Origin of the sequence: Limosilactobacillus difficilis, assembly GCF_947387495.1 — a bacterium.
Lineage (GTDB): Bacteria > Bacillota > Bacilli > Lactobacillales > Lactobacillaceae > Limosilactobacillus > Limosilactobacillus difficilis.
This window is the reverse complement of record NZ_CANDNU010000051.1, coordinates 1-10,981: the sequence shown is the minus strand read 5'-3', so window position 1 is coordinate 10,981 and position 10,981 is coordinate 1. Positions and strand designations below refer to the sequence as shown.

Sequence of the window (10,981 nt, the reverse complement as noted above, 5' to 3'; positions counted from 1 at the left end):
AATATGACCTTTTAGAACCTTGTTACGGTATTTAGTTCCCCAAATGATATGGTAATTCAGATTGTAGACTGATGTCCACCCATATGTAAGTCTATTTATATCTTTCATACCAACAATTATATCACATTACAAGATATCCATATGCACTACGACCAAAAAAGTAGGGCAATTCATCGCGTCCTTAAAAGAACGTGTTTCCTTGCCCAAATTCAAAAAAGCAGAAGCTGATGACGAACCATGTCATCGCTTCTGCAATTAATAATCTAAGACCGGAAATGGTCATTGCATTGAAATTTTTTGTCAGCTGCCAAAGTGAGCAGTTTAGCCTTGCTACTTGCCCCACCAGAATCGATCTGGGAGCGAAGCATGCTTTGGTGAGCCAGGCCGCCGATCGTCAACTGGACCCGGCTCCCCTGGCCATCTAGCTCATCCTTCAGATCAACAACCGATCGAAGCCCATTCTGGCCAGCCAGCGTCAGCATTAAGCTTGAATCCTGTGCCTGATAAAAGCCGAGGCCAAAATAAGTTGCTGCCATCTGACACTTTGCATCCCACTGATATTGGACTCGAGCATTGCGGCCAAGTAAAATTTCCAACCCCATCATCCCCGGCTGCCCGCTGACAAACTGTCGTTGGTCCTGAAGCTGGAGAACTGAGTTGGCTCCGGCAATCAGCAGGGTATGGTAGTTGCTGGCTGTAATCGTCCCTTGCAGTTTCAAAGGACGGTCAGGGCGGGTCTGATCAGGCAGGTAAATCAAACGGCCACCGTTGAGCAAGGCCAGGTGCAAAGCGTTAATCTGCTTATCCTGCCAAAAAAGTCCCTTTTCCATCAAATTTTCCTGACAAAGAGCCGGATAGCTGACTGTCGCCTGGTCAAGAGGCTGGTTAAAGACCGTTCCGGTTGACTCTTCTGCCGATTCATGAAGCCACTCTAACTGCGGCTGCTGTTGCCAAGCTGCGACCCAATCAGCACCAAGGTCCTCATTCGAAAAACGCGTCAGCAGCATACTAGCCAACTGACGCTTTTTTTGAAGCCAGTCCGGCTGAGCCGAACTAGCAGCTTGGACTTGTTGGGTTATATTAACCATCTCATCAAGTCCTTTTCTATTAATGCATTAACTTATCCCAAATGACAACGTGTCCCTGATCAAGGGATTTGTGAACGTCGATCACCCGCTGGTTGGAACTGCCGCGGAATTGCAAGGTTAAATCCTTCTTATCCAAAAGGAAGCGCCCATCAACCAGAATGTCGACCAAACCGAGTAATTCCTTTTTATCATCCGAGTCTTTTAACAACTCTTCCCAGGTGTAACCCGACCAGGACCAGATGTCTTTTTTGTGACCAAATTCTTGACGCACCCGCTTGCACAGCTTGATGCAGACCTGAGTATTTAAAAACGGTTCCCCACCGAGCAGCGTCAGCCCCTGCACGTAGTCGTGACCAAGATCTTCGATGATTTGGTCTTCCAGGTCCTGAGTGTAAGGTTGGCCGTAATGAAAGTTCTGGGCCGCTTTGTTATAACAGCCAGGGCAGTTAAAGAGGCAACCACTGACATAAAGGCTACAACGGACTCCTTCGCCATCGACAAAGTTAAAGGGCTTGTAATCTGCAATGTACTGCATCGAATGGTCAGCTGCTAACCACTCCTTGGGTTTCGGATTATTAGGCAAGCGATGGTGATGCGGATGGTGGGCTTTAATAACTTCTGGCATTTTTCTTGACGCTCCCTATTTAGTTCGCGTGACTATGGTGCTGAATCCGCACGTTGTCAGCCTGCTTGTCGCGCTCAAATTTGGCGGCATTAGCGATCATCCCCGCATTCATGTGCTTCACACGATGGATGATTTCCTCATGACGGCCATGAACCATCGGTCGCTGCATTGGGTTACCAAGGTAGCCACAAGTCCGCTTGACAACATCACAGGTTGCCGAGTCAGTATTCCCGCATTGTGGACACTTAAAACCGGTGGCGGTAGCCTCAAATTCGCCCTTAAAGCCGCACTTGAAGCACTGATCAATTGAAGTATTGGTACCTAAGTAAGCAACATGATCATATGCCCAGTCCCAAACGGCTTCGAGAGCCTTCGGGTTCTGACGGAGATTCGGATATTCACAGTAATGGATAAAACCACCAGCCGCATACTTCGGAAAGGCTTCTTCGAATTCCAACTTTTCAAACGGTGTTGGGTGTTTACGGACATCGTAGTGGAAGCTGTTCGTGTAGTATTCCTTGTCGGTAATGTTTTCAATCCGGCCGAACTTCTTAATATCGTCCTGGCAGAAGGTATCTGTCAATGATTCCGCGGGTGTTGAGTACAGGCTGTAGTGATAGCCTTCTTCCTTTTCCCATTGTGCACAGTCATCGTGCATCGCCTTGACGATAGAAACGGCAAAGTCATGAGCTTCCTTATTATGTTCCCAGTTAGGGCCATAGAAAGTCGTGCAGACTTCGTAGAGGCCGATGTAACCAAGAGAAACTGTTGCCCGTGAATTCTTGAATACTTCATCGACACTATCAGTCCGTTTGAGGCGCTTACCGAAGGCACCATACATGTATAGCAAAGGTGCATTTTCCGGCTTTGCTTCCTTTGTCCGCTTGATCCGATACTTCAATGCGGTATGGCAGATGTTCATCCGTTCCTTGAAGATATCCCAGAAGAGATTCCGATCACCCTGAGCTTCGAGGGCAATTCGCGGCAAATTGACAGTGACTACCCCAAGGTTCATCCGGCCGGAATTAACTTCCTTGCCGTTTTCGTCTTTCCAACCCTGCAAGAAGGAACGACAGCCCATCGGGGCCTTAAAGGAACCGGTAATCTCCTTCACTTTGTCGTACATCAATAGATCTGGGTACATCCGCTTCGTCGAACATTCCAATGCCAGTTGCTTGACGTCGTAGTTCGGATCACCAGGATTCAAGTTGAGGCCGCGCTTGATCGTAAAGACCAGTTTCGGGAAGATCGCCGTCCGGTGTTCCCGGCCAAGGCCCTTGATCCGGATCCGCAAAATCGACTTTTGAATTTCCCGGCAGATCCAACTCGTTCCGAGACCAAAGTTAATGGTCGTAAACGGCGTCTGGCCTTGGCTTGAGTAGAGGGTATTGATCTCGTATTCCAGCGCTTGCATGGCATCGTAGATATCCTTCTTCGTCTTTTCCTTGGCGAAGGCTTCCTGCTTGTCAGGGGCGATCCATTCCTTAGCATCCTTCAAGTGTTTCTCGTAATTGATCTTTGCATATGGTTCTAAGACCTGGTCAATCCGGTTAGCGGTGCAACCACCATACTGCAGTGAAGCAACGTTTGCGATGATCTGTGACATCTGGGCCGTTGCCGTCTGGATCGACCGCGGTGAAGAAACCGAAGCATTACCAATTTTGAAACCATGCTTGAACATTTCATCAAAGTCGATCAAGCAACAGTTAGTTTCTGGTGTTACCGGCGAGTAATCAAGGTCGTGCCAGTGAATGTCACCACGCATGTGCGCTTTTGCGACAATTTGGGGTAGCATCCGCAAACCAATCGCCCGACTTACCGCTCCGGCTTCCAAATCACGTTGCGTGTTAAAAACCTTACTATCTTTATTGGCGTTTTCGTGCACCACCCGAGAATTGTGGTCAAACAACTTGTTTAACTTGTACTGGGGGTTCGTCGCGTTGGCAAATTCTTCTTCATCAAGTTTCCGAAACTTCAGGAAACTAGCGGCCATTTCATCATGACCTGCATCCCGCAGCGCATCGACAATGATATTGGCAATCATCGCCGTATCGACGCTGTCTTGCCCCTTTAATTGTTGAAGTAAGCGGCTGGCAACAATCTTTTGAGTGTCAACATCAGCCTTAAGCTCGCGAAGCACTAAATTAATTTTGTACGAGTAAAATGATGTTTTTGTACCATCACGTTTGATCACTTCAATTCCCTTGAGGGCATCCAAGCTATTGATAACTGTTGTTTGTACTTTCATCGAAAATTACCCCAATCAATTTTATTCTGAATGACAACAGTTACTAGCTTACCTGGAAAAACAAAAAAACACAAGATATAGATTTGAGCAAATCTCAAACCACAATATCTTGTGCTTATTGCTGACAAAAAGAAAGCTCGCAAACTAATCACTCGATTAGTTAACCTCTTCCTTACTCTGCCCTAAGTCCTAAATGAGTATACCTTTGCGTCGAAGCGTCGTCAAGAACCAATATTTTGCCGGATAACGATTGATCAACCCGTAATTCAAAAAAATTGATTCTTAAGATCTTACATGACCAAAATCACAAGTTTGTAAATCAGCAAAATCGACTAATTTTGATGACCCTCTGACTGGGCGATGCCTTCCCGCAATGAAGCAAGATCAACATCAGATTGGCGGAACTCTTTATTATTTACCGGGAAGTGCTGATCCAATTGATCAAAGACTTCATAATCCCCCATCAGCTGAGCAGCCGCAAAGCTGAGCAGGTGACCTTCATACTGGTGATCATCACTCAAAAAGTGCAAGTGCCAACCAGCAGCCGTAATACTACCAAAGGCTTCTGGAGCGTAGTAGCCAAAAATCGTCCCACTGATATTTTGCCGTGGGAAGGTTGGCTGCCCCTGGGCCACCTCGAGAAGGCTCGGATAAGGACGCTTCTGCTTTGGCGCAATACGGATGAGGACGTCTGACAAGGTGCCGTGAAGACGGAGAGCCGCAAAAACGTTTTGCAATTGATGCTGGGCAACAAAATCCTTGTTTAAGAGATCAAAATCCACCTTTGTTAGCGACACGGGCTGCTTATCTTTCGGAAAATGAACTGAGGCAAACGGCAAAGTCGTTGTCATGTCGGTGATGTGGTGAACCTGGCCGGTACTATCTGCCTGATAAACCTGATTGTCGAGAATCATCACTTCACCATCGAGCCCTTCAAAGGTCCCTAAACCGCAACTGCCGTGTTTTAACAAGTCCTTAAGGGTAATCGTCCCCGCCAAGTTCTTAGCCATCAACATGGCCAATGTTCCGTGCTCATAAAGTACATTCATTACGTCTTGCCTCCTGATTAGCCCAGTGCCGAATCAACCAAGCTGGTAGCCAGGTCCTTGTTATGGCTGTAATCAACCGGTACATCGACAACGACCGGCCCTGGCGTCTTGAAAGCCTTGGCCATCACTGCATTCAGTTCTGATGGCTTGTTAACCCGCAGACCCGTTGCACCAAATGACTGGGCGTACTTAACAACATCTACTTCACCGAACTTAACCCCAGCGGCTTTGTTGTACTTCAGTTCTTCTTGGAAACGCACCATGTCATAGTGGCCACCATCATTCCAAACCACCATCACCAGGTTAAGATGCTGGGCTACTGCCGTCGCCAGTTCGACGCCTGAGTAGAGGAACCCACCATCACCACAAACGGCAACCGCCTTCTGTTCAGGGTGAAGCATTGAAGCAACCATGGCCCATGGCAGACCAACACCCAACGTTTGCATCCCATTAGAAATTAACAGGTGCCGTGGTTTGTAGCAGCGGAAGTGCCGCGCCATCCAAATGTAATGAGAACCGACGTCCACGGCAACGATGGTATCATCGTTGACTTGCTTTTGGATCGCTTCGACAATCGCCAACGGGTGGGATGTTTTGCCATTCGGGGCCGGTTCAGTAATCTTGTCTTCCTGAACCAATTCAGTTCGGAATTTAGCGAGGTGACTAGCTGCCGTAGCCGGCAATTCATAGCCGCTGAGCAATTTATCCAGATCATCGAGACTATCAGCAATGTCACCTACTAACTGCATCTCCGGCTGGAAGCTGTTGTCAATTTGGGCCTCCGTTGAATCTAAATCAACGATTCGTAGGTGTCCTTCTTTATTCCAGTTCCGTGGTTCATACTCAATTGGATCGTAACCGACCGTCACGACCAAATCACTGGCCGCTAGCAGACGGTCACCGACTTGGTTGCGGAACAGTCCTACCCGACCAAAGTAAGAGACCTTTTCCAGATCCCGTGAGACCACCCCGGCAGCTTGGTAAGTTTCAACAACCGGCAAATGATAGTTTTCCAGAAGCTGGTGCAGTGATCTTGTTACCCGGTCATCAGCGCCACGTAAACCGACCAAAAGAACTGGCAGCTTTGCCTGAGCGATCATCGTCGCAAGCTTGCTCAATTGTTGATGAGAGGCCGGGCCACGTTGAGCACCATTATAGTACGGAATCGGGTCGTGCTTGACGGGTGCGTCGTCAACGTCCTGGGGCAGACTGACAAAGGAAGCACCGTGACGCGGCCCCTGACTTGCTTCAAAGGCATTCGCCATGATTTCTGAGATGTTCTCTGGATCCTGAATTTCAGCCGCATAGTTGGTAATCGGTGCCAGCATCATTGTTGACGGTGCAGACTGGTGGGTTGCCCGGTGAAGATCCTTCCGCGGCACTTGTCCCCCGATTGCCAGCACAGCATCCCCTTCGGCACTAGCCGTCATCAGACCAGTGGTAAAGTTCCCAACACCAGGGCCGGACGTTGCAATTGCGACCCCCGTCTTTCCCGTTAAACGGGCATAAGCCTGGGCCATAAAAAGAGCATTCTGCTCATGACGTGTCACAATCAATTTCGGATTATTAGCCGTCCCATCCTCTAGTGACTCAAAGAGGCGGTCAATTTTTGCACCAGGAATTCCAAAAACTAACCCAATGTGATGCTTACGCAGACTATCTACCACCACGTCTGCTCCATATCTTTTTTTCGGCATGTTTACCAAACTCCCTTCTTATTCTAAGGTATATTTGTAACCATTCTAAGCGGAAAAAATTGGCAAAGCAATATTGCAAAGATCTTCACAACGCCCTTCATAGTGGCTGATTGTCGTCAGCAGTTAGGAGAGCATGGCGGTCTTGCACAAAGATTTTTTTGCCGCTTGGACTTTGTGAAAGGAAGAACAGTAATCACATGAAAAGGCCCACCAGCCTAAGCTAGTGGACCTTCCACAACTATAAGTAATTGTTTGAAATAATTTTATGTCTTTTTTAGTTAGCACCTGCAAAACCTTTACTCAGCTTATTCTCCAGCAAGTTCAACAGGAAAGTCAAAACTTGGGTGATGACGAAGTAGATAGCTGCAGCCACAATCAGCGGCGGAATGAAGTTGTACAGCGTTCCCCCAACACCAAGAGCCTCGGCAGTAATTTCCTGAACCCCGATATAGAACAGAACCGATGATTCCTTGGTCAGGGTGATAAATTCATTCCCCATTGCCGGTAAGCAGTTCCGCAATGCTTGTGGTAAGACAATCGAGAACATCGTTTGCCGTTGACTCAACCCGAGAGAAAGTCCGGCTTCAGTCTGGCCAGCTGAAATTGAAATAATCCCTGAACGGAAGATTTCGGAAGTATAAGCCCCCGAGTTAAGCCCCAGGGCAAGGGCCCCAGGAATGATCCGGTCTAAGCCAGAACCCAAAACCTGGACAGATGGAATCGGCAGGGTCTTAGCTAAGAGGTAGTAGATCAACATCACTTGAATCATCGATGGCGTCCCCCGAACAACGGAGACGTAGATGCGGGCGATCCATGAAATGATTTTAATTCTGGACATGCGCATTAAGGTCATCAATAATCCAATTAGAAAACCGATAATTACACCGATTACGGAAATCAATAGGGTTTGTAATGTTCCTTGGAGAAACATTGGCCAATAATGGCCCATAAAATCAAACATGGCATCCTCCTTTTAGGTCGTTGCTATTTTACTTGCCGCTCTTTTCCTGTTCCTGTTGAGCCTTCTTGAACATCTTGTTCAGCTGCCCTGTTTTTTCAAGATGAGTAATTTCTTTGTTGACACGTTTCTTCAGAGCTGGTTCGTTCTTTGGAATGGCGATGTTCAAATATTTGAGTGAAGTTGGCACCTTCATGTCATACTTGGCTTCGGCGTATTGGTTAGGGTACTTCTTGACGTACTCGTCAGCGACCACCTTGGCCAATACAACCCCGTCCAGTCGACCAGATTTCAGTTCAGTCGTCAGTGAAGTAGTTAGCGCTTCAGTAACGATATGTGCCTTAGTTTGACTCTTGGCTAAAGTTTCTTGGGTTGATGATTGCTGAGCACCAAAGGTTGCTCCTTTGGTTTCGGCTTTGTTCTTATACTTGTTAGCATCCGCCTTCTTGACCAGGATCCGTTCACTTTCAGTGTAGTAATGTCTTGAGAAGTCAACCGCTTTTTCCCGTTTCTTGGTTTTCGTCATTCCGGCCAGCACCAAGTCAACCTTGTGATTCTGCAGTTCACTAATTAATGAAGGGAACTCAATGTTTTGAACCTTGAGCTTAACCCCTAGATCATCAGCGATCTTTTGGGCAACCATGATGTCATAACCTTCAATAACCTTATGACCATTTTTAACGACCGGAAATTCAAACGGAGCAAAGTCGGCAGAAGTCCCGATAGTCAAGGTCTTTTTGTCCTGAATCCGTTTCACACTATTATCAGCTTTTTTATTGCCACAGCCTGCCAGGCCGCCAACTAAAAGTGCGGCGAGAGCAACGCCCGCAAATAATTTCTTAAACTTCATTTTTTCCTCCATATTCCCAATTGAACCAATATCGCGCACCAAGCTTGCATATTATTGCTTCTCAGCGGTTGTTTATTCATCAAAAATTAGTACGATTCTGATAATACACATTTCATGCAAAAAAATCAAGTGTTTTCGCAAATTTTATGTATATTTATTGGTGAGTATGAATACAGAGGCTATTTGAGAATGCATTAAAACGCAAAATATGGTCAGGAGTTGGTTTACAACTAATGACCACATCAGATAAATTATTGTAGCAATATAACTTAGTGAATTGTGACTTCGCCTGCCACATCAGTCGCAAAGAATTTGGTAATCGCTGGCAAGTCCATTCCCTGACCAAGTGCCCACATTAACTTGGTAATGGCACTTTCAGAAGTCATATCATGGGCGCTAATCGCCCCTTCCAATAAAGCTTGTCGCCCAACTTCGTATTTGGTAAGATCACTCCGCTCGTAAAGGCATTGACTGGCAGCGATAACGGGAATTCCCCGCCGAATCAATTTGCCAACAGCTCCTACCAAGTTCCTTCTAATAAAAGTCATACCCCCGAGGCCATAAGCTTCAATCACGATTCCCCGACAGCCGTTATGTGCCAGCACTTCTAATAATGAAGGATCAAAACCTGGAAACAATTTCAATAACGAAACGTTGCTGTCAACATTGGTGTTGAGCCGACAATCTTTTATTTCCTGGTGATTATGGACGTGAACTTCAAAACCATCTGATGTTACTTGAGCAACGACGGGATAATTAACACTCTCAAAAGCATTGAAAGCCGTCGTGCGAACCTTGACTGCCCGGCATCCGCGTAACACTTGTCGGTCAAAAGCAAGGTAAATACCGGGATCTAAATTAGCAGCGGCAGCGAAAGCCAACTTCATATTAGACTGGGCATCGTTGAGGATAACATTCATCGGTACTTGGCTTCCCGTGAAGACAACCGGAAGATTGATGCCTTGTAGCATAAAAGTCATCATAGACGTTGTATAGGCCATTGTATCGGTGCCGTGTGAGACAACAATCCCGTCGTAATCATGACGCGCATCATAAATCGACTGTGCGATCACCTTCCATTCCTCTGGCTGGATGTTGGATGAATCCAAGCTTAGAATGTCCTTGACGGTAATGTCATAAGGCAAAGAACCCATCATTTTAATTAATTCTTCGCCGGATTCTCCTGGTACTAGTCCGTCATCGGAGGCAACAGAAGCAATCGTTCCACCAGTCGACAATAATAAGAGTTTTTTGCGTGTCATGACATTTCCCACCTATCTTGTAATTACTCTGACGAGAGATATTATAACCCCTTACATTGGCTGAAGAATCGATTCTGAGGAAAATCTAATCGAGGATTATTGGCTGGTTCATCAATTGAAGTGTCCGCCGGTAAATAAATGACGAATAGTCGAAAAATGCCTTTAAAACATCTAAAAAACCTTTGATGCACAAATAATGTACGATCAAAGGTCTAAACGTTGATATGACAGGCTTTACAAACCATATAAAATGCCTCCGGTGGGGGTCGAACCCACACTCCCTCAACGGGAACTGGATTTTGAGTCCAGCGCGTCTGCCAATTCCGCCACAGAGGCAAATAATTAAAGGTGGTAATCGGATTTGAACCGATGATAAGGGTTTTGCAGACCCGTGCCTTACCACTTGGCTATACCACCAATAAATTTTGAAACAATTAGACGAGGAAAAAGACCTCGTCTAATTAAAGGGCGGTAAGTGGGATTCGAACCCACGCGTGTCGGACCCACAAACCGATGTGTTAACCAAGCTTCACCATTACCGCCATCAAATTCAGTTGAGCAGGGATAGTAGGAATCGAACCCACAACGACGGTTTTGGAGACCGTAGTTATACCGTTTAACTATATCCCTATTAAAAATGGAGGGGAGTGGATTCGAACCACCGAACCCGAAGGAATGGATTTACGGTCCATCGCGTTTAGCCAGACTTCGCTACCCCTCCATAAATGGCGCGGGACGGAATCGAACCGCCGACACACGGAGCTTCAATCCGTTGCTCTACCAACTGAGCTACCGAGCCATTACGGTGTGTATGCAATATATTCAATTGCAATGGAGGATACAGGGCTCGAACCTGTGACCCTCTGCTTGTAAGGCAGACGCTCTCCCAACTGAGCTAATCCTCCAAAATAAGTGACCCGTACGGGATTCGGACCCATGTTACTGCCGTGAAAGGGCAGTGTCTTAAACCACTTGACCAACGGGTCATAACGGAGAGTAAGGGATTCGAACCCTTGAAACAGGCTTTAACCCGTTTACATCATTTCCAATGATGCTCCTTCGGCCAGCTCGGACAACTCTCCAGTATCCAAAGCCCTGGCAACCAGCCAGGCGGCCAAAGCTTTATTAGCGCGGCAGTGCCCTATCCTCGCAGGGAGCGATCCCCCAACTACTTTTGGCGCGCTGAAGCTTAACTGCTGTGTTC

At 46.8% G+C, this 10,981-nt stretch carries 9 protein-coding genes and 9 tRNA genes; all 18 read right to left on the bottom strand.

Features of this window, described 5'->3' with window-relative positions:
- The coding region (locus QOR82_RS08065; RefSeq protein WP_283584254.1) for a transposase at nt 1–108 on the bottom strand (108 nt) is incomplete at its 3' end.
- A gap of 155 nt (nt 109–263) precedes the next feature.
- Nucleotides 264–1,088, bottom strand: coding sequence for a hypothetical protein (locus QOR82_RS08060; RefSeq protein WP_283584253.1), 825 nt, complete (start codon nt 1,086–1,088; stop codon nt 264–266).
- 19 nt (nt 1,089–1,107) lie between these two features.
- Nucleotides 1,108–1,713 carry an anaerobic ribonucleoside-triphosphate reductase activating protein gene (gene nrdG, locus QOR82_RS08055; RefSeq protein ID WP_283584252.1) on the bottom strand — a complete coding sequence of 202 codons (606 nt, stop codon included), beginning with the start codon at nt 1,711–1,713 and terminating at the stop codon, nt 1,108–1,110.
- Nucleotides 1,714–1,732: 19 nt separating this feature from the next.
- On the bottom strand, nt 1,733–3,961 hold the full coding sequence (nrdD, locus tag QOR82_RS08050; RefSeq protein ID WP_283584251.1) for an anaerobic ribonucleoside-triphosphate reductase: 2,229 nt from the start codon (nt 3,959–3,961) through the stop codon (nt 1,733–1,735).
- Between the two features lie 332 nt (nt 3,962–4,293).
- Nucleotides 4,294–5,010 carry an acetolactate decarboxylase gene (budA, locus tag QOR82_RS08045; protein WP_283584250.1) on the bottom strand — a complete coding sequence of 239 codons (717 nt, stop codon included), beginning with the start codon at nt 5,008–5,010 and terminating at the stop codon, nt 4,294–4,296.
- Between the two features lie 17 nt (nt 5,011–5,027).
- Nucleotides 5,028–6,707, bottom strand: coding sequence for an acetolactate synthase AlsS (alsS, locus tag QOR82_RS08040; protein ID WP_283584249.1), 1,680 nt, complete (start codon nt 6,705–6,707; stop codon nt 5,028–5,030).
- 274 nt (nt 6,708–6,981) lie between these two features.
- On the bottom strand, nt 6,982–7,668 hold the full coding sequence (locus QOR82_RS08035; RefSeq protein WP_283584248.1) for an amino acid ABC transporter permease: 687 nt from the start codon (nt 7,666–7,668) through the stop codon (nt 6,982–6,984).
- Between the two features lie 28 nt (nt 7,669–7,696).
- Nucleotides 7,697–8,515, bottom strand: coding sequence for a transporter substrate-binding domain-containing protein (locus tag QOR82_RS08030; RefSeq protein ID WP_283584247.1), 819 nt, complete (start codon nt 8,513–8,515; stop codon nt 7,697–7,699).
- Nucleotides 8,516–8,784: 269 nt separating this feature from the next.
- Nucleotides 8,785–9,777, bottom strand: a complete 993-nt coding sequence (locus QOR82_RS08025; protein ID WP_283584246.1) for an asparaginase — start codon at nt 9,775–9,777, stop codon at nt 8,785–8,787.
- A 251-nt stretch (nt 9,778–10,028) separates the two neighbouring features.
- Nucleotides 10,029–10,113, bottom strand: a tRNA-Leu gene (locus tag QOR82_RS08020).
- Between the two features lie 10 nt (nt 10,114–10,123).
- Nucleotides 10,124–10,194: transfer RNA gene (locus tag QOR82_RS08015), tRNA-Cys, on the bottom strand.
- A 50-nt stretch (nt 10,195–10,244) separates the two neighbouring features.
- Nucleotides 10,245–10,319: transfer RNA gene (locus tag QOR82_RS08010), tRNA-His, on the bottom strand.
- 17 nt (nt 10,320–10,336) lie between these two features.
- Nucleotides 10,337–10,407: transfer RNA gene (locus QOR82_RS08005), tRNA-Trp, on the bottom strand.
- Between the two features lie 8 nt (nt 10,408–10,415).
- A tRNA-Tyr gene (locus QOR82_RS08000) sits at nt 10,416–10,498 on the bottom strand.
- Nucleotides 10,499–10,503: 5 nt separating this feature from the next.
- Nucleotides 10,504–10,576, bottom strand: a tRNA-Phe gene (locus tag QOR82_RS07995).
- Nucleotides 10,577–10,609: 33 nt separating this feature from the next.
- A tRNA-Val gene (locus QOR82_RS07990) sits at nt 10,610–10,682 on the bottom strand.
- A gap of 8 nt (nt 10,683–10,690) precedes the next feature.
- Nucleotides 10,691–10,763, bottom strand: a tRNA-Glu gene (locus tag QOR82_RS07985).
- A gap of 4 nt (nt 10,764–10,767) precedes the next feature.
- Nucleotides 10,768–10,859 (bottom strand) — tRNA-Ser (locus QOR82_RS07980).
- Nucleotides 10,860–10,981: the final 122 nt, after the last annotated feature.